Below are 22,852 nucleotides of genomic sequence, written 5' to 3'. Positions count from 1 at the left end.
GTGACCGAGACCGCAGCACCCTCCGCCGCATCCAGCCGGTCCACCAATGTCCGCGCCGCCACCGGCGTTCAGGCCCCGGCACTGCAGACGGCCGATACCAGTGGCGCCGCGCCGGTGCCGCCTGGGGAGACGATCAGGCAGATGACCGTCGCCGTGCCGGTGACGGTGCGCCCGCCGGCGCTTCCCGGGCAGGTTGTCGAGGGCGATGGCGTGCCGGAGGAGGGCTCGGACGGCGCCGGCTTCTTCGATCGGACCCTCGACCGCCTGAATCGGTTGTGGCGCGACGTGTCGCAGCAGGCGCGCGCGCGGATCGGGGCGCCGATCCGTCCGGCGCTGCCGGCCGAGGATCTGGACCGCATCCGCGGCCTGATCCGCCAGTCGCTGGACGCGGCGGGCGGCGAGGTCTCCGCGCGGGCGCGGACGGCGGAACTGGGGCAGGTCTATCTTGGCCTCAATCAGACCGGACGCGCTAATTTTCTCACCGTTCTGGCGCGCGAATTCGATGTGCCGCGCGAAGCCCTGGATACGGCCATGGCAACGGTGCGGGATGCGGCCGATGCGTCGGCGCGGGTGGAGGCGCTGGAACGGCTGCGCGAGACGCTGGTCAGTCCCCGGGCAAGATTGCTTCGCCAGTTCAGCAGCTTGCCACAGGGTGTCAAGTTCCTGGTCGACCTGCGGGCCGACCTTCTGCCGCTGACCCGTGGTGCACCTGCGCTGCGGGGGATGGAGCATGAGCTGCGCGAGGTACTGTCGGGCATGTTCGACATCGGCCTTCTGGACCTGACCCGCATCACCTGGGACGCGCCGGCGGCGCTGCTCGAAAAGCTGATCGAGTATGAGGCGGTGCACGAGATCCGCTCGTGGTCGGATCTGCGCAACCGGCTGGAAAGCGATCGCCGCTGCTATGCCTTCTTCCATCCGAAGATGCCGCGCGAACCGCTGATCTTCGTAGAAGTGGCGCTGGTCAAAGGCTTGGCCGACAACGTTCACACGCTTTTGGATGAAGCGGCCCCCACGGGCGACCCGGCCAGCGCCGACACCGCGATCTTCTATTCGATCTCCAACGCACAGAAGGGGCTTGCCGGCTTCAGCTTCGGCAATTTCCTGATCAAGCGGGTGGTCGAGGATCTGTCCCATGATCTGCCCGGGCTGAAGACCTTCGCCACCTTGTCGCCGATCCCCGGCTTCCGCACCTGGCTGGACGAGCGGCTGGCCGCGGGCGATGCCGGCCTGTTGAGCGATACCGAACGGGGCCGGCTGCGCACGGCGCTGTCCAGGCTGACGGTTGGTGCCGAGGGCAAGGCCCTGCCGGCTGCGGAGGGGACCGATCCGCTGGCCCGGGCGCTGGCATGCGACTGGCCCTCCGAGCCGGCGCTTGCAGACGCCCTGAAGCTGCCGCTGACCCGGCTGGCCGCGCGCTATATCACGCAGGAGAAAGCCCGCAACCGCGCCCGCGACGGTGTCGCGCATTTCCATCTGTCGAATGGCGCCCGGGTGGAGCGGATCAACTGGCGCGCCGATATGAGCGACAAGGGCCTGCGCCAGTCGGCCGGCATGATGGTCAACTATCTCTACAAGCAGGGCGAGATCGAGGACAATCACGAGGCCTATACCGGCGCCCGCGACGTCCGGGCCGGATCGGCTGTGCGCGGCCTGCTGCGCTGATCGCTCACGGGCCACTGGCAGCCGGCTGGCCGGTCGTGCTATATGCTCGGCCGGTTCGCGGACGTGGCGGAACTGGCAGACGCGCGAGATTTAGGTTCTCGTATCGACAGGTGTGTGGGTTCGAGTCCCACCGTCCGCACCAATTAGATCAATACAGTGCGTGTCGCTCGAAAGTGGAACGGGGCGATGCGGCAGAATATTGCGGGAAGGCGGCTTGGCATGTTGCAATAAGTTGCAGCATGCGCACAATTGAGTTGTGTAGAGCTGGAAGGGCATTGTCGCGGGAGATCAATGCATGCGCGAACGTGCTGAGATCGATCATGGCCGATGGAGGAACCCATGCCCAGCTCTTCGAACGATGTCACCTATCTTGCGCCTTATACCGGCTCTGTGAGCCGTATCCTGACCGGCAAACTCGCCGACGTCGTCAGCCCGGAAGATTTTGGTGCGGCTACCGACGATGCCCTCGCGGTGGAGGCGGCGCTTGCCAGCGGTCGCAATGTGCGCTGATCAACACCATGCCGGATCATCGGGCGCGGTCTCAACGTTCAGGGTTGCAGCCCCGCGTTCTTCACGCATGCCATCGACATGGGGTGGCCGGCAGAGGGCGTGTTCGTTCCAGGTAGCAACAGCGACCAGACCCTGCGCTCCGGCATCCGGGCCTACATCATCCGCGACAACCGGTTTCACGGCGGCCGTGGTGGGTACCTGGTGCGGAACATTCATGCCGACGCCCAGTACATGCATGGCCTGCTGTTCATCGGCAACTGTGTCGATACCAACTACCGGATGTTTCAGGGCGGGACCAACGAGACGGTGTTCTCTGGCAACACCATCATTCATTCATTTGCCCTGAATCCGGTCTTCGACATCAGTGGTGGTGACAATATCCGCATTGCCGGAAACATGATCTATGGCAATCACGTCAAGCGGGTGAAGCAGGATCTGCTGACGGTGGATGGTCTCTGCTGGAACATCGCGTTCCGCACCAACCTGCTGAAGGATCTCTGTCTCGACAAAGGGCATCCCGAGGTGATCCCTCGTCATGTGGTGCAGGTCGCATCTCCGTCTCCGGCCTGACCGTTGTCGACCACGTCGAGATGGCGCTCGATCCTCCGATGATCGGATTGGCGCCGATGGCGACGATTTCGGGGCTGGTGGTGCGCGACAACCAACTGCCGCCATTCATGACTGTGCATGACCTGCTGATGGCTGCCGGCTAGAGTGACTTTCGTGTCATCTGATTCACGAAAACCACTCTAAGCTATTCGTTTATCGAGCATCTTCACCCGACCAGGTGGTTCCACCTGGTCGGGATCTGTTCTTGAACTGCGACCGGCCGGGTGCCAAACGGCTTTGACCGTCATCATGCCGGCCGGCGCCCGCGCCAATGTCTTGACCGGCCTGTCGTCATTCGCCGTGACAGCAGGCTGATCTATTCTGGTGTATATCAACCTCAGATTTTTAAATAATATCGAATATACGATGAAATATGATGCATCATCTTCTGTATTTTTTTAAATTAAAATAATCAGTAATGTGAATATGTTGAGTGATTGTGCTCGATAGTGTAAACGGGAACAATGAATATGTCGATCGAACCTTACTATGAAGCTCCGTTTGACAATGCCGTGGCGAGGAGTGTTTCGGACAAGCTCGCCGACTTCGTTACGCCGAATGATTTCGGTGCCATTGGTGACAACACGACGGATGACACGGTGGCCCTGCAGCGGGCGCTCGACAGCGGTCGACACGTCATGATCGTGGGGCGCCATGTGATCAGCGCCCCGCTTCAGGTCACCACCTCGGGGCAGCGGATCTTCGGCGCGACCGGGGCGGGCTACATGGCCTATGCATCGATCCGCTTTCCCACATCCGACGATACCCAGGCCGTGTTTCATGTCCGTTCGTCGGGTGTCGTCTTCGACGGGCTCGTGATTCGGGGCAACCCGGGCAACACGGCTGGCTGGAGCCAGGATCTGGAAGTCACGGGCTCGATGATCATCTCCGCCAATCAGGATCCGGCATACAGCAGTACCGGGCAGAACAATGGCGACGTGGATCTGACCATCACCAACTGCTCCCTCGGCAACGCCAAGACGCTCGTCAAGGTCACCGGTCGCGGTGTCCGGATCAGCGATTGCAATCTCGTTCTTGCCGTCCATGTGCTTGAAATCGACTGGCCGACGGATTTCACGGTGGGCACTGCCTATGACTCGGCATTGAAGTCGGGCATGCGTTCCTATGTTTTGCGTGACAACCGCATTCATGGATGTTCAGGCGGTTATGTCGTGCGAAATATTGGGCTCCAGAAGGAAAACCTTCAGGGCCTGATGGTGATCGGCAATTTCATCGACACGAATATCCGCATGTTCAGGGGCGTGGCCAATGATTCGCTGTTCTCGGACAACGTCATGATCCACGTCAAGGCTGCGGGTACTGTCTTCTCGGTCGAGGGCGGCGACTCGATCCAGATCGCGAGCAACACCATCTATGGCATGGACGACAATGGCCTGAACCCGGCGGAAAAAGAAACGCACCGGGAAATCGTTTCCGGCATTTCTCTGTCGAATGCCACGAACGTCTCGATCACAGGCAATCAGTTCAAGCGCGTTCTGCGCGACGTGCTGGTCGTGGCGACGGGGGTGCGCAACGTCAGCTTTTGCAGGAACGTGATGACGAATATCGGCATCGACAACGGCGACGCGACCGTCTCGCCATTCGTGTCGCGTTTCGGCGTCAGGATCGTCGGCAGTCTGGATGGTCTCATCGCCGAGGGCAATATCGTCGACACACCCGTGCGCAGCATCGCCAATCCGCCCTTCGTGGGCGTGGTCTCTGGCGGGAGCCTGTCCAACTGGATCATCCAGAACAATATCCTGCCGACGCAGATGGCGGCGCATGACTTGTCGACAAGCATGCGAGCGGATGTGGTCGACACAAGTCGTGCAGTGACGGCTTATGACGGCGATGGCGTCACCTCGCAGAGCATCACCCTCCGCTTCGCGCCGGTCGCCGTTCTGGTGACGATCGCGACGGGTACCAATCGGGGGCGGACGATGGCTGTTTCGGCAATGAGCGGGGCCGGTGCGGATCTCGTGGAAATCTCTGGTCGCACGGTTATTGTGAAGGGCGACTGGAACGTCTCCGGCACCACCTACACCTTGATCGCGTTGACCTGATCCTCACGGCGGGCCGGGCATATGCGGGCGGCGACGGGCTTTCGGGCCTGCCGCCGCCCATTCTTGCCGCGTATAGGGCTTGCGAAGCGGGGCGTTTTCGTGCCACATGCTTGCCGCCCGTGTCGTGGAGCCTGACCGCCTGCGAACACGCCTCTTCGCGCACCCGGCGCCTGCCTGCCGCGGCCCGTCAACGGCCGCCGGCAACGGAATCCCGTCCCCCGCGACGGGCAGGCGCTGCCGCAGTCAACCGACCCTGTGAGACCGTTTTGATGCAGATCACCGAGACCAACGCCGAAGGGCTCAAGCGCGAATACAAGGTCGTCGTGCCGGCCACGTCGATCAACGAGAAGATCGACAGCCGCATCGCCTCGATCAGCGCCACCATCAAGATGCCTGGCTTCCGTCCCGGCAAGATCCCGGCGAAGGTGGTCAAGCAGCGCTACGGCGCCTCGGTGATGGGCGAGGTTCTTGAGGAGTCGGTCAACGAGACCTCGCGTGAGGTTCTGGCGAAGAACGACCTGCGCCCGGCGACGCAGCCCAAGATCGAGATCACGGCCTTCGACGAGGGCCAGGATCTGGAATACACCATGGTCGTCGAGATCATGCCCGATTTCGAGCTGGGCGATTTCTCCGACGTCGAACTGGTCCGCGAGGCCGCTGAGGTCGACGACAAGGAAGTCGACGCGGCGCTGGAGCGTATCGCCTCGGCCAATCAGGAATTCGAGGCGGTCGAGGATCGCGCCGCCGAGAGCGGCGACCAGGTGGTCATCGACTTCAAGGGCTTCGTCGACGGCGAGGCCTTCCAGGGCGGCGAGGCCGAGGGCTATGCGCTCGTGCTGGGCTCCAACACCTTCATTCCCGGCTTTGAAGACCAGCTCGTCGGCGCCAAGCCCGGCGAGGAGCGCAAGGTCGAGGTGAACTTCCCCGCCGATTACGGTGCGGAGCAGCTGGCCGGCAAGGCCGCGACCTTCGAGACCACCATCAAGGAGGTCAAGGCGCCGAAGACCGCGGGCATCGACGACGCCCTGGCCGAGAAGCTGGGCCTCGACAATCTGGAGGCGCTGAAGGCGGCGATCCGCGACGATTTCCGCAACCGCTATGAGGGCATCAGCCGTCAGAAGCTGAAGCGCGGCCTGCTCGACAGCCTGGCCGGCCGCTATGCGTTCGACGTGCCGGCGGGCATGCTGGAGGCCGAATTCGAGGGCATCTGGAAGCAGCTCTCCGAAGAGATGGAGCGCACCGGTCAGACCTTCGAGAGCATGGAGAAGACCGAGGACGAGGTCCGCGAGGAATATCGCGCGATCGCCCTGCGTCGGGTTCGTCTGGGTCTGGTCCTTGCAGAAGTGGGTCGGGTGAACGATGTTCAGGTGGCGGACGAAGAGGTCAACCGCGCGCTGATCGAGCAGGCGCGCCGCTTCCCCGGTCAGGAAGCGCGGGTGATCGAGTATTATCAGCAGAATCCGGATGCGCTGCGCGCACTCCGGGCGCCGATTTTCGAGGACAAGGTCGTCGATCATATCCTGGCCCTTGCCAAGGTCGAGGAGAAGATCGTCAGCGCCGAGGATCTGATGAAGGATCCCGACGACGAGGACGAGGCCGAGGCCACGGCGGACGACGCCAAGACCGAGGCCTGATCCGCTGCCCTGTCGGCGATATCGTCTGCGACCGCTTCCGGCTTCGGGAGCGGTCGTAAACGTCTCGGCGGCCGGGGTTTTGTGACGACCGGATGATGTCAGTTGAGGGGAGCGGAAAGCGCATGAGCGATATGCTCGATACCTATATGAACACGCTGGTGCCGATGGTGGTCGAGCAGACCAACCGGGGCGAGCGTGCCTATGACATCTATTCGCGCCTGCTCAAGGAGCGGATCATCTTCCTGACAGGCCCGGTCGAGGACGGCGTGGCTAGTCTGGTGACGGCGCAGTTGCTGTTCCTCGAAAGCGAGAACCCGAAGAAGGATATTTCCTTCTACATCAATTCGCCGGGCGGCGTGGTGACCTCGGGGCTGGCGATCTATGACACGATGCAGTACATCCGCTGCGACGTGCAGACCCTGTGCATCGGTCAGGCCGCCTCGATGGGCTCGCTGCTGCTGGCGGGCGGTGCCGCCGGCAAGCGTTTTGCCCTGCCCAATGCCCGGATCATGATCCATCAGCCCTCGGGCGGGTTTCGCGGCCAGGCCAGCGACATCGAGATCCATGCCCGCGAGATCCTGAAGCTGCGGGCACGGCTGAACGAAATCTACATGCACCACACCGGTCGGCCGCTGGAAGAGCTGGAGCGTGGCATGGAGCGCGACAACTTCATGTCGCCCGAGGAAGCCAAGGCCTTCGGCCTGATCGACACGGTCGTCGCCCAGCGGCCGAAGCTTGAAGAGGCCGGTTCCTGAGCCTGATGGCCCGACAGGCCGTCGATGGCGCCATCGGGATGCCGAAGCCTCGGGCAAGGCTGCGGTGGCGACGTTGACCGGACACGGCGAACCCGCCATCGCGTACACGCGGTGGCGGGTTCGTCATGTCCGGGTTTGGGGGATGATCCGCACACTGGTGCTTTTTCCCCCTTTGGCAAGCGCGAATGGCGCATTACATTTCCTCTGACCGCGGAGTCGCAAACCGAACTCCGCGTCCCGGTGCGGGCCCCCGAACCGGCAGATGGTGGGGGCCGTCCCCCCGATCCGGCACACCGCCGGCCGACCTGCCGCTTTTTAGGGTTTGTGCCCGGGTGCGACCGGCGGCTAACATGGACGCCGGGCAGAGCCAACGAGTGGAGACACGATGACCAAGTCCAGCGGCGGCGACGGCAAGAACACGCTTTACTGCTCGTTCTGCGGCAAAAGCCAGCACGAGGTGCGGAAGCTGATCGCCGGGCCTACGGTGTTCATCTGCGACGAGTGCGTAGAGCTCTGCATGGACATCATCCGCGAGGAGAGCAAGACCTCGCTGGTGAAGACGCGTGATCGCGGACCGACGCCGAAGGATATCTTCAACGTTCTGGACGATTATGTGATCGGCCAGGATCAGGCGAAGCGCATTCTCTCGGTGGCGGTATACAATCACTACAAGCGTCTGAGTCAGGGCGGCAAGGGCGCCGAAGTCGAGCTTGCGAAATCCAATATCCTGCTGATCGGGCCGACCGGTTGCGGCAAGACGTTGCTGGCCCAGACCCTGGCCCGCATCCTCGACGTGCCGTTCACCATGTCGGACGCCACGACCCTCACCGAGGCGGGGTATGTCGGCGAGGATGTGGAGAACATCATCCTGAAGCTGCTTCAGGCAGCGGATTACAATGTCGAGCGGGCACAGCGCGGCATCGTCTATATCGACGAGGTCGACAAGATCAGCCGCAAATCCGACAACCCGTCGATCACGCGCGACGTGTCGGGCGAGGGCGTGCAGCAGGCATTGCTCAAGATCATGGAAGGCACGGTTGCCTCCGTGCCGCCGCAGGGTGGCCGCAAGCACCCTCAGCAGGAATTCCTGCAGGTCGACACCACCAACATCCTGTTCATTGTCGGCGGTGCCTTCGTCGGCCTTGACCGGATCATCAATGATCGCGGTCGCAAGACCTCGATCGGCTTCGGCGCCGATGTCGAACCGGTCGAAAGCCGTCGCTCCGGTGACGTGCTGCGTCAGGTGGAGCCCGAGGATCTGCTGAAATTCGGTCTGATCCCCGAATTCGTCGGCCGGTTGCCGGTGATCGCCACCTTGCACGATCTCGACCGTGAGGCCTTGGTGCAGATCCTGACCAAGCCGAAGAACGCGCTGGTGAAGCAGTATCAGCGGCTGTTCGAGCTTGAGAACGTGCACCTGACCTTCTCGGAGGATGCGCTGGGGTCGATTGCCGAGCGCGCCATCGACCGCAAGACCGGTGCGCGCGGCCTGCGCGCCATTATGGAAGAGATCCTGCTCGACACCATGTTCGACCTGCCTGACATGGATGGGGTCGAAGAAATCGTGGTGAATCGCGAGGTCGTTGAAGGACGGGCCAAGCCGCTCCATATCTATGCGGACCGGCGGGGCGATGTCGGCGGCTCCGCTTCCTGATCCCCGTTCAACTTCCGGCCGCGGCACGGTCTTGAGCGTGCCAGCCGTTGATGTTACGGCCGTTGCCGGCCCATAAGGGCGGCAGCGGCCGGCATCCGGCCAGCATGTGTGCGCGGCTCATCCCGGGTTCGGGCCGATGTGGCGTGAAAGCGGCATGTCGGCCTTCCGAGGCCGCGTGCCCGACGCCGTGCCGAATCCGATAAAAATGCGAGACTGGCCATGACCGAAAACCATACCACACACACCTATCCGGTCCTGCCGCTGCGCGACATCGTTGTCTTCCCGCACATGATCGTGCCGCTGTTCGTCGGCCGTGAGAAGTCGGTGCGCGCCCTCGAAGAGGTGATGCGCAGCGACAAGCAGATCCTGCTGCTGGCGCAGAAGGATGCCGCACAGGAAGATCCCGGCGCGGATGACATCTTCATGGTCGGCACGATCGGCACCGTGCTGCAGCTGCTGAAGCTGCCCGACGGCACCGTGAAGGTGCTGATCGAGGGCGCCAGCCGGGCGCGTGTCGAGACACTGATCTCGGATGGTGATTTCTTCCAGGCCGAGGCCACCGCGATCGCCGAGGGCGAGGATGCCGGCCGCGAGGTCGAGGCGCTGTCGCGCTCGGTCGTGGCCGAGTTCGAACAGTATGTGAAACTGAACAAGAAGATCCCGCCGGAGGTGCTGGTCACCCTCAATCAGATCGAGGAGCCGGCGAAGCTTGCCGACACCATCGCCTCGCATCTGTCGCTGAAGGTGGCCGAGAAGCAGGAACTGCTTGAGACGCCGACCGTTGTCGAGCGGCTGGAGCGGATCTATGCCCATATCGAGGGCGAGATCGAGGTTCTTCAGGTGGAAAAGCGCATCCGCTCGCGCGTCAAGCGCCAGATGGAGAAGACCCAGCGCGAGTACTATCTGAACGAGCAGCTGAAGGCGATCCAGAAGGAACTGGGCGAGGGCGAGGACGGCCGCGACGAGAGCGCCGAGATCGAGGAGCGGATCCGCAAGGCCCGCATGCCCAAGGAAGCCCACGACAAGGCCATGACCGAGCTCAAGAAGCTCAAGACCATGAGCCCGATGTCGGCCGAGGCGACCGTGGTCCGGAATTATCTCGACTGGCTGACGGGGCTGCCCTGGAAAACCCGTTCCAAGGTCAAGAAGGATCTGAAATGGGCCGAGGAGGTTCTGAACGAGGACCATTATGGCCTTGAGAAGGTGAAGGAGCGGATCGTCGAGCATCTGGCCGTTCAGATGCGCGTCGCCAAGCTCAAGGGCCCGATCCTGTGCTTCGTCGGCCCTCCGGGCGTCGGCAAGACCTCGCTTGGCAAGTCGATCGCCAGGGCCACGGGGCGTGAATTCGTTCGCGTCAGCCTCGGCGGCGTGCGTGACGAGGCCGAGATCCGCGGTCATCGCCGCACCTATATCGGCTCGCTGCCCGGCAAGGTGATCCAGTCGATGAAGAAGGCGGGCAAGACCAACCCGCTGTTCATGCTCGACGAGATCGACAAGCTCGGCGCGGACTTCCGCGGCGACCCGTCTTCGGCCCTGCTTGAGGTTCTGGACCCTGAGCAGAACGGCACCTTCGCCGATCATTATCTTGAGGTGGACTACGATCTGTCGGATGTGATGTTCATCTGCACGGCCAACAGCCTGCGCATGCCGCAGCCGCTTCTGGACCGGATGGAGATCATTCGCATCTCGGGTTATACCGAGGACGAGAAGGTCGAGATCTGCAAGCGGCATCTGACCGCAAAGCAGGTCAAGGCGCAGGGCCTGAAGAAGGGCGAATTCTCGATCACCGACGGCGCGATCCGCGACCTGATCCGCTATTACACCCGCGAGGCGGGCGTCCGCAGCCTTGAGCGCGAGATTGCGAGCCTGGCCCGCAAGGCGGTCAAGGAACTGGTGATGGGTCAGTCGACCTCGGTGGCGATCACCTCCGACAACCTCGACAAATATGCCGGTGTGCGTCGGTTCAAGTTCGGCGAAGCCGAGCTGGAGGACATGATCGGTGCCGTCACCGGTCTTGCCTGGACTGAGGTCGGCGGCGATCTGCTGACCATCGAGGCGGTGACCATGCCCGGCAAGGGCAAGGTGACCATCACCGGCAAGCTGGGCGAAGTGATGCAGGAGAGCATTCAGGCCGCCCGGTCCTATGTCCGCTCGCGGGCTGTGGAGTACGGAATCAGGCCGACGGTGTTCGAGCAGGCCGACATCCATATCCATGTGCCGGAAGGTGCCACCCCCAAGGACGGGCCGTCTGCCGGCATCGCCATGGTGACATCGATCGTGTCGGTGCTGACCGGCATCTCGGTCAACCGCAGCGTCGCCATGACCGGTGAGGTCACGCTGCGCGGCCGTGTCCTGCCAATCGGCGGGCTGAAGGAAAAGCTGCTGGCGGCGTTGCATGGCGGCATCAAGACCGTGCTGATACCGCGTGACAATGAAAAGGATCTGGCGGACATCCCCGATAACGTGAAGAAGGGGCTGACCATCATTCCGGTGGCGCATGTCGATGAAGTGCTCGCGCATGCGCTTTTGAAGCCGTTGGTTCCGATCGAATGGCCTGAGCGCGCGGAAGGGAAAGCTGCCGAGCCCGCGCGCGAGGAAACCGTGGACCAGTCTGAAGCGCCCGGACCGCGTGCCCATTGATCGGGCATCTGGCATTCCTTGAGACCGAAGGTTGACCAAATCCGGTAGCCCTCGCGCCAAATCCGGCGCGAGGGCTGTTTTTTGGCGGATTTGTGCGGTTTCCAGCCGGGACGCCGATTGACGCGCTTCTGCCGGGGGATTTACACTCGCCCCTGGTCGACGTATCACCGACGCGTGAGTGCGAACCGCCACTCCAAGAAGGGGAGCCTGAAAAGTGAACAAAAACGATCTCGTTGCGCGCGTGGCCGACAGCACGGGGCTGTCAAAGACCGACGCGGCCCGGGCCGTCGACGGCGTGTTCGATGCCATCACCGCGGCGCTTGCCGCTGATGATGAGGTCCGGCTGGTCGGCTTCGGCACGTTCAACGTCGCGACCCGTGCTGCCAGCGAGGGCCGCAATCCCCGCACCGGCGAGGCAATCACCATCCCCGCCTCGAAGCAGCCCAAGTTCCGGGCTGGCAAGGGTCTGAAAGACGCCGTTAACGACTGACCCGGACAGGGTCTGCCGAACCGTGTCACGATGTGTGGAGATGGCGTGACGCTGGCCTTGTCACCAGGGGCCCGCAAGCCGGTCTGCCACCAAGAAGAACAGACACCCCCGAGAGGCCGCTCAGGTCCAGGGGCAAGAAAGCTGGCACCTCACCGAATTTCATGCCGCGCCGGCCGCGACAGACGCGTCGCCGGTGATCACGTCAGGCGATGGACGGCCGGATCGGGCTGTCCACGTATCCGACTGATTGTGGCGACACCGCCGCAGGCTCATGGCCCGGCCGCCTGTGCAGGATGCACGGGCGGCCGTTGTCGTGGTAGGGATGCATCGGCTCAGTTTATGCCGTGCCCGTGTTCAGCGGCCCGGTACTGGCCGGATGCCGTGGAGCCAGCCGGCGCCGCCATGGCGGGCGATTAGCTCAGTTGGTCAGAGCGTCTCGCTTACACCGAGAAGGTCGGGGGTTCGAGCCCCTCATCGCCCACCACCACCTGCCGCCACGATCTCGTGCCGCCGTCATCTTCTGGCATCGCCATTTCATAGGATGGCGATTGCTACTGAAGACATTTCGCTCTACGAGTAAAAATTCAACTAACGCGTTTAATATTCTGTCGGTAATCGCTATAACTGATGAAGGCGAGCGCAGTTGAAGCCGGCGGCATGCCAGGATCGCCGGGGCACCTCGCCATCTGGGAAGGCGAGGAGGAAAGATCCATGGCTGCAATGTCTTCTGGTCCGGAGGGTGACGCCACCCGGGTCAAGGTCGCCATCATCGGGGCCGGCTTCGGTGGCCTGTGCATGGCGATCCAGCTCGACCGGGCCGGGATCGGTCCTGTGGTGATCATCGAGAAGCATGCCCAACTGGGCGGCACCTGGCGTGACAACACCTATCCTGGCGCCGGGTGCGACGTTCCATCGCATCTCTACTCGTTCTCGTTCGCTCCCAACCCGGACTGGTCGCGGACCTATGCCCGGCAGTCGGAAATCCTCGCCTATATGGAGGCGGTGGCCGATCGCTTCGACATCCGGCGCCTGATCCGCTTCAACACCGAGGTGGCGGAGGCGCGATTTGATGACGATCGCGGCCTGTGGCTGATCGATGTCGTCGGCGGTGGCCGCATTGACGCCGAGGTGGTGATTTCCGCCACCGGGCAACTCGATCATCCGGCGGTTCCTGATCTGCCGGGGCAGGAGAGCTTCGCCGGCCCCCGGTTCCATTCGGCCCGCTGGCCCGACGGGCTCGACCTTGCCGGCAAACGGATCGGCGTGATCGGCAATGGGTCGAGTGCGGTGCAGTTCGTGCCCGAGATCGCGGCCGATGCGGCGCGTCTGGTGCTGTTTCAGCGGACGCCTGCCTGGGTGTCGCCCAAACCCGATCGCGCCTATACCGACGCCGAAATCGCCCGCTTCCGCCGCAGCCCGACGGCGATGAAGCTGCACCGGGCAAAGATATTTCTGGGGCTTGAAAAGAACTTTCTGGTCTTCGGCCGTGCGCGCTTCGCTCGCGAGCAGTTCCAGAAGCAGGCACTGGCCATCATGCGACGCCATATCGCCGATCCTGAACTGCGTCGCCGGCTGACCCCCGACTATCCGGCCGGCTGCAAGCGTATCGTGCTGTCGAATGACTGGTATCCGACACTGGCGCGGCCGAATGTCGAGGTGGTGACGCGGCGGGTCGCTGCCTTGCGTCCAGGCGGTGTCGAAACCGTCGACGGCGCGCGTCACGACCTGGATGTGCTGATCTATGCCACCGGCTTCAGAGCCACGGAGTTCCTGCAGCCGATGAAGATCACCGGGCGCGGCGGGCTCGATCTCAATGACGCCTGGTCAGAGGGCGCCGAGGCACATCGCGGCGTCGCTGTCTCGGGCTTTCCAAACTTCTTCATGCTGTTCGGCCCCAACACCAGCCTCGGCCACAATTCGATCATCTTCATGCACGAGGTTCAGGCGACCTATATCACACGGTGCCTGAAGCGGCTGTTCCAGGGGCGGCGCGGCCAGGTCATGGAGGTCAAGGCCCAGGCCATGGCGGCCTATAATCGAGGACTCAGAGCAGCACTCGACCGCACCGTCTGGGCTGGCAGCTGCAACAGCTGGTACAAGACCGCCGATGGTCGGGTGACCGCGCAATGGTCCAGCTTTGCCAGTCGCTACTGGTGGGCGATGCGCAGCGCCTCGCTCGACGAGTATGCCTTCACCACCTGCGACGCCCCGGTCAGGGCACTGTCCCAGAGCCAGGCGCTGACAACCCCCGCCGGGGCGTCATGACACGCCGGACCGGCGGCCGGCGGCGGCATCGCACACCCGGCGCCTGCGGAAAGACGTTGACAGAGGTGCCGCCGCTCGGCTAAACACCGCGCATCGCCGAAGGGGGTGTAGCTCAGTTGGTTAGAGCGCCGGCCTGTCACGCCGGAGGCCGCGGGTTCAAGTCCCGTCACTCCCGCCAGCGATGCCCGGATCAGGCCTGTGTCATGGTCCGGGTCCTGGACGAAACCCGCGTGCTCACGCATGCAAGACCGTCTTCTGGACGGCGAGGGGCATAAACGCCCTTCACCGCCGCATCAAGACCAGCGTGCAATTGCGCGCAGTCCGTGGGCCCGCCCGATCATCGTCGGTGCGGGCCTGTTTGTTTTCAGCCCGAGCCCTGGGTCTCCGGTCGTTGTGACATCTGGCGGTGATACTCTTGCCGCAACGCAAAGCTGGGACATATTCGTGGCTGAAAATGGGGATTTTGTTGGCGAGCACGTTCGCCTATAGTGAGGCCGCCGCACGGGGTGACCTGTGGCGGACCATCCGGCTTGGCCCTGTGGCACCGCGGTCTTCGCGTCTGCACAACGGGACGCCACCCGGACGGCCCCGCCCGGTTGTCCCGCAGCATCGCTGGCGAGGGTCCGATCCGATCGGGCCTTCACCGGCCGGCATCCGCCTCAGGAGGGAAGCCAAGCCCATGCAGACCATGCTGGCCGAGTACCTGCCGATTCTGATTTTCCTCGGCATCGCGACCGCTCTGGCCGCGGTTATCGTGATCGCTTCCTATTTTATCGCGCCTCAGCGTCCGGAAGCCGAGAAGCTCTCGGCTTATGAATGCGGTTTCGATGCATTCGATGACAGCCGCGGTCAGTTCGACGTGCGGTTCTATCTGGTCGCGATCCTGTTCATCATCTTCGACCTTGAAGTCGCCTTCCTGTTCCCGTGGGCCGTGTCGCTGGGCGACCTCGGCATGTTCGGGTTCTGGTCGATGGTCGTCTTCCTGGGCGTGCTGACGGTGGGCTTCATCTACGAGTGGAAGAAGGGGGCGCTGGAATGGGAGTGATCGACACCCGGACCGATATCGTCCAGACCGGCGGCGTCCACAGCGGCGGCGTTCACACCGGATCGGGCGCCCGCGCCGTGCCGGGGCCGCTGATCGGTGCCGATGCCGAGCGTGTGGTTGCCGCCGCGACCGACGAGCTGAAGGAAAACGGTTTCATCACCGCGCGCCTGAACGAACTGGTCACCTGGGCGCGCACCGGCTCGCTCTGGCCGATGACCTTCGGTCTGGCCTGCTGCGCCGTCGAGATGATGCATGCCGCGGCCGCCCGCTATGATCTGGACCGGTTCGGCTTCCTGTTCCGGCCCAGCCCGCGTCAGTCCGACGTGATGATCGTGGCCGGCACGCTGACCAACAAGATGGCGCCGGCGCTGCGCAAGGTCTATGACCAGATGCCCGAGCCGAAATATGTCATCTCGATGGGCAGCTGCGCCAATGGCGGCGGCTATTATCATTACTCCTATGCGGTGGTGCGCGGCTGCGACCGGATCGTTCCGGTCGATATCTATGTGCCGGGCTGCCCGCCGACGGCTGAGGCGCTGGTCTATGGCGTGCTCCAGCTTCAGAAGAAGATTCGCCGCACCGGTACGCTTGAGCGCTGATCGGCGTTCGCATCGGGAAAAGCGGCGGCGCAGCGGACCGGCAGAACGTCGGGCGGTGCAGCAAGGTTTGTGTTGAGGCACGAGAAGGCGGATGCCGTGAGTTACGTCAACGAAGACGCACTCCGGGAGCTGGGCGGCTATGTCGCGTCAGCCCTCGGCGACGGAGTGGACGGCTGGAAGGTCGCATTGGGTGAGCTGACGCTCCGTGTGTCGCGGACGTCCCTGACCCGCACGCTGACCTTTCTGCGCGATGACAGCAACTGCCTGTTCAAGCAGTTGATCGACGTCTGCGGTGTCGACTGGCCCGAGCGCGAAGAGCGTTTCGACGTCGTCTATCATCTGCTCAGCCTCAAGCACAATCAGCGCATCCGCGTGACCGTCTCGGCGTCCGAAGACACGCCGGTGCCATCGGCGGTGCCGGTGTTCAACTCGGCGCTGTGGTTCGAGCGCGAGACCTGGGATCTGTATGGCGTGTTCTTCGCCGACCATCCGGATCTGCGGCGGCTGCTGACCGATTATGGCTTCGAGGGGCATCCGCTGCGCAAGGATTTCCCGCTCACCGGCTATGTCGAGGTCCGCTACGACCAGACCGAGAAGCGGGTGATTTATGAGCCGGTACAGCTGACCCAGGAATTCCGCCGATTCGACTTCCTGAGCCCGTGGGATGGTGCGAAATACATCCTGCCGGGTGACGAGAAGGCGCAGCAGGGGGCGAAATGATGTCTGATACCGAGACCGCGATCAAGCCGATGATGCTGAATTTCGGTCCCCAGCATCCCGCGGCACATGGCGTGCTGCGCCTGGTGTTGGAGATGGATGGTGAGGTCGTCACCCGCGCCGATCCGCATGTCGGCCTGCTGCATCGTGGCACCGAGAAGCTGATCGAGTACAAGACCTATCTTCAGGCGCTGCCGTATTTCGACCGGCTGGACTATGTCTCGATCATGAATCAGGAGCACGCCTATGTGCTCGCGGTCGAGAAGCTTCTGAAGCTGGACGTGCCGCTGCGCGGCCAGTACATCCGCGTGATGTTCGCCGAACTGACCCGCATCGCCAATCACCTGCTGAACATGACGACCTTCGCCATGGACCTTGGCGCCACCACACCGCTGCTGTGGGGCTTCGAGGACCGCGAGATCATCATGGGCTTCTATGACAAGGTCTGCGGCGCTCGCCTGCACGCGAATTATTTCCGGCCGGGCGGCGTGTCGATGGACCTGCCGGCCGGGCTGCTGGACGAGATCTGGACCTTCACCGAAGAGTTCCCGAAGCGCTTCGACGACCTCGAAAACCTGATGAGCCACAGCCGCATCTGGAAGCAGCGCACCGTGGATGTCGGCGTGCTGTCGGCGGATGACGCGCTGGACTGGGGCATGACCGGTCCGATGCTGCGCGGTTCGGGAGTGGCCTGGGATCTGCGCAAGGCGCAGCCCTATGACGTCTATGACCGGATGGATTTCGACATCCCGGTCGGCCGCAACGGCGACGTCTACGACCGCTACAACGTCCGCATGAAGGAAGTGCGCGAGTCGCTCAAGATCGTCCGCCAATGCGTCAAGGAGATGCCGGACGGACCGGTCAAGACCGATGATCGCAAGATCGCGCCGCCCAGCCGCGGCGAAATGAAGCGGTCGATGGAAGCGCTGATCCATCACTTCAAGCTCTATACTGAAGGCTTCAAGGTGCCGGCCGGCGAGGTTTATGTCGGGACCGAGGCGCCCAAGGGCGAATTCGGCGTCTATCTGGTGTCCGACGGCACCAACAAGCCCTATCGCTGCAAGATCCGGGCGCCGGGCTTTGCCCATATCGCGGCCATGGATTTCATGTCGAAGGGCCATCTGCTGGCCGATGCCGTCGCCATTCTGGCGAATATGGACATCGTGTTCGGCGAGATCGATCGTTGAGGGGACCGGGACCAGTGAGCGACACCAACGTCGAGCCTGCGAGCTTCGCCTTCACCGAAGAGAATCTCGCCGCGGCGGCAAAGATCATCGCGAAATACCCCGACAGCCGCCAGCAGAGCGCCGTGATGCCCCTGCTGGATCTGGCCCAGCGTCAGAATGATGGCTGGCTGCCGCGGGTGGCGATGGATTACGTGGCCGATATGCTGGGCATGCCGCCGATCCGGGTGTACGAGGTCGCGACCTTCTACACCATGTACAATCTGAAGCCGATCGGCCGCCATCACGTCCAGGTCTGCACCACCACCCCGTGCTGGCTGCGCGGGTCCGACGCGGTGATGGCCGCCTGCCAGAAGCATCTGGGCATCGATGTCGGCGAGACCACCGCCGACGGCCTGTTCACGCTGGCCGAGGTGGAATGCCTTGGTGCCTGCGCGAATGCGCCGATGATGCAGATCGGTGACGACTATTACGAGGATCTGGACGCGGAGCTCACCATCCGGGTGCTCGACGCCCTGAAGCGTGGCGAGACGCCGAAGCCAGGGCCGCAGACCGGCCGGCGCCGGGCATCCGAGCCCGAGGGCTGGCAGCCGGCGGCCGGGACCGTGCAGACCGCATCCGGCACCGCAGGAGGCAATGATGCTGCGTGATCAGGACCGCATCTTCACCAATCTTCATGGCTATGACGATTTTCGTCTGGCCGGTGCCCGGCGGCGCGGCGATTGGGACGGCACCCGGGACATCATCGCCAAGGGCCCCGACTGGATCGTCCAGGAGATGAAGGCGAGCGGCCTGCGCGGCCGTGGCGGCGCGGGCTTCCCGACCGGTGTCAAATGGTCGTTCATGCCCAAGAACGATCCGCGCCCGTCCTATCTGGTGGTGAACGCCGACGAAGGCGAGCCCGGCACCTGCAAGGACCGCGAAATCATGCGCCACGACCCGCACAAGCTGGTCGAAGGCTGCCTGATCGCCGGTTTCGCGATGAAGGCGGTTGCCGCCTATATCTATATCCGCGGCGAGTTTCTCCGCGAGGCCCAGGCGCTGCAGACCGCGATCGACGAGGCCTATGAGGCCGGTCTGATCGGCCGCAATGCCTGCGGCAGCGGCTATGACTTCGACGTCTACATCCATCTCGGTGCCGGCGCCTATATCTGCGGCGAAGAGACGGCGCTGATCGAGAGCCTGGAAGGCAAGAAGGGTCAGCCGCGGCTGAAGCCGCCGTTTCCGGCGATGGCCGGCCTGTATGGCTGCCCGACCACCGTGAACAATGTGGAAAGCATCGCGGTCGCGCCGACCATCCTGCGCCGCAGCGGTGCCTGGTTTGCGGGGCTGGGGCGCGAGAACAACACCGGCACCAAGATCTTCTCGATTTCCGGCCATGTGAACAAGCCGTGCAATATCGAGGAAGAGATGGGCATTCCGCTGCGTGAGCTGATCGAGCGTCATGCCGGCGGCGTGCGTGGTGGCTGGGACAATCTGCTGGCGATCATTCCCGGCGGATCGTCGGTGCCCTTGCTGCCCAAGTCGACCTGCGACGACATCCTGATGGATTTCGACAGCCTGCGGGCGGTGAAGTCCGGCCTTGGCACTGCTGCGGTCATCGTGATGGACAAGTCGACTGACGTGGTGCGTGCCATCGCGCGGTTGTCGAAATTCTATATGCATGAAAGCTGCGGTCAGTGCACACCGTGCCGCGAAGGCACCGGCTGGCTGTGGCGGACCATGGACCGCATGGTCAAGGGCCATGCGACCCTGCCCGAAATCGACCGGCTGGAGCAGGTGACCTATCAGATCGAGGGTCATACCATCTGCGCGCTGGGCGATGCCGCGGCGTGGCCGGTGCAAGGCCTGATCCGTCACTTCCGTCCGGAACTTGAGCGGCGCATCGGCGCCGCCCGGGATGCGGCCCGCGCGGCCTGAGGAGGAACCCGATGCCGAAACTGACCATCGACGGCCTGGAAGTCGAGGTGCCCGCGGGGGCGACCGTGCTTCAGGCCTGCGAAGCGGCTGGCGCGGAGATTCCCCGCTTCTGCTATCACGAACGCCTGTCGATCGCCGGCAATTGCCGGATGTGTCTGGTCGAGCAGGAGCGGGCGCCCAAGCCGATCGCATCCTGCGCGATGCCGGCCGCCGACGGCATGGTCATCCACACCAATACCGAGCGGGTGAAGAAGGCTCGCGAAGGGGTGATGGAATTCCTGCTGATCAACCATCCGCTGGATTGTCCGATCTGCGATCAGGGCGGCGAATGCGATCTGCAGGATCAGGCCATGGCCTATGGCCGTGGCATGAGCCGCTATGACGAGGAAAAGCGGGCGGTCAAGGACAAGGACATGGGTCCGCTGATCCAGACCTGGATGACGCGCTGCATCCATTGCACCCGCTGCGTGCGCTTCGCCACAGAGATCGCGGGCGTGCCCGAGATGGGCGCCACCGGCCGCGGCGAGCACATGGAGATCGGCACCTATGTCGAGCATGCGCTGACCTCGGAACTGTCGGGCAACATGATCGACCTGTGCCCGGTGGGCGCGCTGACCTCGAAGCCCTATGCCTTCAACGCCCGCCCGTGGGAGCTGAAGAAGACCGAGTCCATCGACGTGCTCGACGCCGTTGGCGCGAACATCCGGATCGACGTTCGCGGCCGCGAGGTGCTGCGCGTGCTGCCCCGGCTGCATGAGGACGTGAACGAGGAGTGGCTGGGCGACAAGAGCCGCTTCGCCTATGACGGGCTGAAGCGCCAGCGTCTCGACCGTCCCTATATCCGCGAGAACGGTCGTCTGCGGCCTGCTACCTGGGACGAGGCCTTCGGTGCCATCCGTGGCCGGCTGGAAGGCCGTGCGCCTGAAACCGTGGCCGGTCTGGTCGGCGATCTGGTCGATTGCGAGGCGATGACGGCGTTTCGCGACCTGATGCGCGAGGTGATCGGCACGCCGCATGTCGATTGCCGTCAGGATGGCGCAGCGCTCGACCCGACCCAGCGGGCATCCTGGCTGTTCAACAGCACCATCGCCGGTATCGAGATGGCCGATGCGGTGCTGCTGGTCGGCACCGACCCGCGTCGAGAGGCGCCGCTGGTCAATGCCCGGTTCCGCAAGCGCTGGCGCAAGGGTGGTTTCCGTGGCTGGTCGATCGGGCCGGCGCTGGACCTGACCTGGCCGGTCGAAAATCTTGGGACCGATGCCAGCCGGCTTGAGGCGATCGCGAACGGTACCGATCCGATCGTCGAGGCGCTGAAGGCGGCCGAACGGCCGATGATCGTGGTCGGCATGGGCGCGCTGACCCGGGCCGACGGCGCGAAGATCCTGGGCGTTGCCCGCAAGATCGCCGAGCGCTGCGGCATGGTCCGCGACGGCTGGAACGGCTTCAATGTGCTGCACACCGCCGCGGCGCGTGTCGGCGGCATGGAACTGGGGCTGGTGCCGGGGGAGGGCGGCCTTGCGACACGCGAGATCGTGGCGGGTTGCGCCAGCGGCCGGATCGAGACCCTGTTCCTGCTGGGTGCCGATGAAATCGACACCGATGCGCTGGGCGAGGCCTTCGTGATCTATCAGGGCCATCACGGCGACGCCGGTGCGCATCGCGCCGATGTGGTGCTGCCGGGTGCGGCCTATACCGAAAAGAACGGCACCTACGTCAATATGGAAGGCCGGCCGCAGCGGTCGCATCTGGCGGTGTTCCCGGTGGGGGATGCGCGCGAGGACTGGAAGATCCTGCGGGCGTTGTCGGGCATGCTCGGCAAGCCGTTGCCCTATGACGATCTGTCGGGCGTGCGGGCGCGGATGGCGGCGATCAGCCCGCGTCTGGCCCGCATCGACCAGATCGAGCCGGCCGGGCTGGGCGGCGCGTTCGGCCAGACCGGTACGCCGGATACCGCCCCGCTGACCGCGGCGATCACCAACTACTACATGACCGATCCGATTTCCCGCGCCTCGCGGACCATGGCGACCTGCACCGCGATCTATGCGGGCGACGCGCTCCAGCAGGACAAGGCGACCGGCACCAATGGCTGACTTCTTTTTCGGATATGTCTGGCCCGGGGTGATCATCGTCGCCCAGATCCTGGCCATCGTGATGCCGCTGCTGATCGCGGTCGCCTATCTGACGCTGATGGAACGCAAGGTCATCGGCTTCATCCAGATGCGGCGCGGCCCCAATGTCGTTGGCCCCTTCGGTCTGCTTCAGCCTTTCGCCGACGCATTGAAGCTGCTGACCAAGGAAACCATCATCCCGTCGCGGTCGAACCGGTTCCTGTTCCTGCTGGCGCCGATGCTGACCCTGATCCTCAGCCTGGTTGCCTGGGCGGTGATCCCGTTCGACGATGGCTGGGTGCTGGCCGATATCAATGTCGGCATCCTGTATCTGTTTGCCATCTCGTCGCTGGGCGTCTATGGCATCATCATGGCCGGCTGGGCCTCGAACTCCCGCTATGCCTTTCTGGGGGCGATGCGCTCGGCGGCGCAGATGGTGTCGTATGAAGTCTCGATCGGCCTGGTGATCATCACCGTGCTGCTCTGCGTGGGGTCGCTGAACCTGTCGGATGTTGTGCGGGCGCAGGAAACGGTGTGGTTCGCCATTCCGCTGTTTCCGATGTTCGTGGTCTTCTTCATCTCGGCGCTGGCCGAGACCAACCGGCTGCCCTTCGACCTTCCGGAAGCGGAAGCAGAGCTGGTGTCGGGCTATAACGTCGAATATTCGTCGATGCCCTTCGCGCTCTTCTTCCTCGGCGAATACGCCAACATGATCCTGATGAGCGGGATGACCACCATCCTGTTTCTGGGGGGCTGGCTGCCGCCGTTCGACATCGCGCCGCTGAACTGGATCCCGGGCGTGGTGTGGTTCCTGATCAAGATCTTCGTGCTGCTGTTCGTGTTCATCTGGGTGCGCGGTACCTTCCCGCGGTATCGCTATGACCAGTTGATGCGTCTGGGCTGGAAGGTGTTCCTGCCGTTCTCGCTGCTGTGGGTGGTTCTCACCGCTGGCGTGCTCGTGGGCTTCGGCTGGCTTCCGGGGCAGCAATAGGCG

General features: G+C 63.7%; 19 protein-coding genes and 3 tRNA genes. All 22 read left to right on the top strand.

Annotation, left to right across the window (positions count from 1 at the left end; genetic code table 11):
- The 22 genes from WG924_RS18665 to nuoH all read left to right on the top strand — a co-directional run bounded on the left by WG924_RS18665 (window position 1) and on the right by nuoH (window position 22,849).
- Entirely contained in the window at window positions 1–1,665 is a 1,665-nt protein-coding gene (locus WG924_RS18665) for a malonyl-CoA decarboxylase domain-containing protein (protein WP_345934610.1), read from the top strand.
- Between the two features lie 57 nt (window positions 1,666–1,722).
- Window positions 1,723–1,807 (top strand) — tRNA-Leu (locus tag WG924_RS18660).
- 197 nt (window positions 1,808–2,004) lie between these two features.
- Window positions 2,005–2,175, top strand: coding sequence for a hypothetical protein (locus tag WG924_RS18655; protein ID WP_345934609.1), 171 nt, complete (start codon window positions 2,005–2,007; stop codon window positions 2,173–2,175).
- Between the two features lie 99 nt (window positions 2,176–2,274).
- On the top strand, window positions 2,275–2,745 hold the full coding sequence (locus WG924_RS18650) for a hypothetical protein (RefSeq protein WP_345934608.1): 471 nt from the start codon (window positions 2,275–2,277) through the stop codon (window positions 2,743–2,745).
- A gap of 20 nt (window positions 2,746–2,765) precedes the next feature.
- Window positions 2,766–2,888 carry a hypothetical protein gene (locus WG924_RS18645; RefSeq protein WP_345934607.1) on the top strand — a complete coding sequence of 41 codons (123 nt, stop codon included), beginning with the start codon at window positions 2,766–2,768 and terminating at the stop codon, window positions 2,886–2,888.
- Window positions 2,889–3,254: 366 nt separating this feature from the next.
- Window positions 3,255–4,847 (top strand): hypothetical protein, encoded by a 1,593-nt coding sequence (locus WG924_RS18640; protein ID WP_345934606.1) that lies wholly within the window; start codon window positions 3,255–3,257, stop codon window positions 4,845–4,847.
- A 269-nt stretch (window positions 4,848–5,116) separates the two neighbouring features.
- Window positions 5,117–6,481: a trigger factor gene (tig, locus tag WG924_RS18635; RefSeq protein ID WP_345934605.1), complete on the top strand. Its 1,365-nt coding sequence runs from the start codon at window positions 5,117–5,119 to the stop codon at window positions 6,479–6,481.
- Between the two features lie 122 nt (window positions 6,482–6,603).
- A complete protein-coding gene (gene clpP / locus WG924_RS18630) occupies window positions 6,604–7,236 on the top strand; it encodes an ATP-dependent Clp endopeptidase proteolytic subunit ClpP (protein WP_188574458.1) in 633 nt (210 codons plus the stop codon).
- A 385-nt stretch (window positions 7,237–7,621) separates the two neighbouring features.
- Entirely contained in the window at window positions 7,622–8,890 is a 1,269-nt protein-coding gene (gene clpX, locus WG924_RS18625) for an ATP-dependent Clp protease ATP-binding subunit ClpX (protein ID WP_188574460.1), read from the top strand.
- 219 nt (window positions 8,891–9,109) lie between these two features.
- On the top strand, window positions 9,110–11,530 hold the full coding sequence (lon, locus tag WG924_RS18620; RefSeq protein WP_345934604.1) for an endopeptidase La: 2,421 nt from the start codon (window positions 9,110–9,112) through the stop codon (window positions 11,528–11,530).
- A gap of 214 nt (window positions 11,531–11,744) precedes the next feature.
- Window positions 11,745–12,020: an HU family DNA-binding protein gene (locus WG924_RS18615; protein ID WP_188574464.1), complete on the top strand. Its 276-nt coding sequence runs from the start codon at window positions 11,745–11,747 to the stop codon at window positions 12,018–12,020.
- A 407-nt stretch (window positions 12,021–12,427) separates the two neighbouring features.
- Window positions 12,428–12,504: transfer RNA gene (locus WG924_RS18610), tRNA-Val, on the top strand.
- A 227-nt stretch (window positions 12,505–12,731) separates the two neighbouring features.
- Window positions 12,732–14,285: a flavin-containing monooxygenase gene (locus tag WG924_RS18605; protein ID WP_345934603.1), complete on the top strand. Its 1,554-nt coding sequence runs from the start codon at window positions 12,732–12,734 to the stop codon at window positions 14,283–14,285.
- Window positions 14,286–14,386: 101 nt separating this feature from the next.
- A tRNA-Asp gene (locus tag WG924_RS18600) sits at window positions 14,387–14,463 on the top strand.
- A 501-nt stretch (window positions 14,464–14,964) separates the two neighbouring features.
- Window positions 14,965–15,330, top strand: coding sequence for an NADH-quinone oxidoreductase subunit A (locus tag WG924_RS18595; RefSeq protein WP_188574466.1), 366 nt, complete (start codon window positions 14,965–14,967; stop codon window positions 15,328–15,330).
- Window positions 15,321–15,929 (top strand): NuoB/complex I 20 kDa subunit family protein, encoded by a 609-nt coding sequence (locus WG924_RS18590; protein ID WP_372045110.1) that lies wholly within the window; start codon window positions 15,321–15,323, stop codon window positions 15,927–15,929. Before WG924_RS18595 ends, WG924_RS18590 begins: the two co-directional genes overlap by 10 nt.
- A 96-nt stretch (window positions 15,930–16,025) precedes the next feature.
- Window positions 16,026–16,649 carry an NADH-quinone oxidoreductase subunit C gene (locus WG924_RS18585; RefSeq protein WP_188574468.1) on the top strand — a complete coding sequence of 208 codons (624 nt, stop codon included), beginning with the start codon at window positions 16,026–16,028 and terminating at the stop codon, window positions 16,647–16,649.
- Window positions 16,646–17,833: an NADH-quinone oxidoreductase subunit D gene (locus tag WG924_RS18580; protein WP_345934602.1), complete on the top strand. Its 1,188-nt coding sequence runs from the start codon at window positions 16,646–16,648 to the stop codon at window positions 17,831–17,833. Before WG924_RS18585 ends, WG924_RS18580 begins: the two co-directional genes overlap by 4 nt.
- 14 nt (window positions 17,834–17,847) lie before the next feature.
- Complete coding sequence (gene nuoE / locus WG924_RS18575) at window positions 17,848–18,480, top strand: NADH-quinone oxidoreductase subunit NuoE (RefSeq protein ID WP_345934601.1); 633 nt, start codon at window positions 17,848–17,850, stop codon at window positions 18,478–18,480.
- Window positions 18,470–19,750 carry an NADH-quinone oxidoreductase subunit NuoF gene (gene nuoF / locus WG924_RS18570; protein WP_345934600.1) on the top strand — a complete coding sequence of 427 codons (1,281 nt, stop codon included), beginning with the start codon at window positions 18,470–18,472 and terminating at the stop codon, window positions 19,748–19,750. The genes nuoE and nuoF overlap by 11 nt, the downstream gene beginning before the upstream one ends.
- An 11-nt stretch (window positions 19,751–19,761) precedes the next feature.
- Complete coding sequence (gene nuoG, locus WG924_RS18565; RefSeq protein ID WP_345934599.1) at window positions 19,762–21,840, top strand: NADH-quinone oxidoreductase subunit NuoG; 2,079 nt, start codon at window positions 19,762–19,764, stop codon at window positions 21,838–21,840.
- Complete coding sequence (gene nuoH / locus WG924_RS18560) at window positions 21,833–22,849, top strand: NADH-quinone oxidoreductase subunit NuoH (RefSeq protein ID WP_345934598.1); 1,017 nt, start codon at window positions 21,833–21,835, stop codon at window positions 22,847–22,849. The genes nuoG and nuoH overlap by 8 nt, the downstream gene beginning before the upstream one ends.
- Window positions 22,850–22,852: the final 3 nt, after the last annotated feature.

The organism is Tistrella arctica (assembly GCF_039630945.1).
GTDB classification, from domain to species: domain Bacteria; phylum Pseudomonadota; class Alphaproteobacteria; order Tistrellales; family Tistrellaceae; genus Tistrella; species Tistrella bauzanensis.
This window is presented reverse-complemented; position numbering and strand designations above follow the sequence as displayed.

What these genes read in the sequence shown, in the direction of transcription:
- WG924_RS18645 (WP_345934607.1), top strand. Translation starts at nt 2,766, where the DNA reads ATGGCGCTCGATCCTCCGATGATCGGATTGGCGCCGATGGCGACGATT.
- WG924_RS18655 (WP_345934609.1), top strand. Translation starts at nt 2,005, where the DNA reads ATGCCCAGCTCTTCGAACGATGTCACCTATCTTGCGCCTTATACCGGC.
- WG924_RS18590 (WP_372045110.1), top strand. Translation starts at nt 15,321, where the DNA reads ATGGGAGTGATCGACACCCGGACCGATATCGTCCAGACCGGCGGCGTC.
- nuoG (WP_345934599.1), top strand. Translation starts at nt 19,762, where the DNA reads ATGCCGAAACTGACCATCGACGGCCTGGAAGTCGAGGTGCCCGCGGGG.
- WG924_RS18605 (WP_345934603.1), top strand. Translation starts at nt 12,732, where the DNA reads ATGGCTGCAATGTCTTCTGGTCCGGAGGGTGACGCCACCCGGGTCAAG.
- clpX (WP_188574460.1), top strand. Translation starts at nt 7,622, where the DNA reads ATGACCAAGTCCAGCGGCGGCGACGGCAAGAACACGCTTTACTGCTCG.
- tig (WP_345934605.1), top strand. Translation starts at nt 5,117, where the DNA reads ATGCAGATCACCGAGACCAACGCCGAAGGGCTCAAGCGCGAATACAAG.
- lon (WP_345934604.1), top strand. Translation starts at nt 9,110, where the DNA reads ATGACCGAAAACCATACCACACACACCTATCCGGTCCTGCCGCTGCGC.
- WG924_RS18640 (WP_345934606.1), top strand. Translation starts at nt 3,255, where the DNA reads ATGTCGATCGAACCTTACTATGAAGCTCCGTTTGACAATGCCGTGGCG.
- WG924_RS18595 (WP_188574466.1), top strand. Translation starts at nt 14,965, where the DNA reads ATGCAGACCATGCTGGCCGAGTACCTGCCGATTCTGATTTTCCTCGGC.
- nuoF (WP_345934600.1), top strand. Translation starts at nt 18,470, where the DNA reads ATGCTGCGTGATCAGGACCGCATCTTCACCAATCTTCATGGCTATGAC.
- nuoH (WP_345934598.1), top strand. Translation starts at nt 21,833, where the DNA reads ATGGCTGACTTCTTTTTCGGATATGTCTGGCCCGGGGTGATCATCGTC.
- clpP (WP_188574458.1), top strand. Translation starts at nt 6,604, where the DNA reads ATGAGCGATATGCTCGATACCTATATGAACACGCTGGTGCCGATGGTG.
- WG924_RS18580 (WP_345934602.1), top strand. Translation starts at nt 16,646, where the DNA reads ATGATGTCTGATACCGAGACCGCGATCAAGCCGATGATGCTGAATTTC.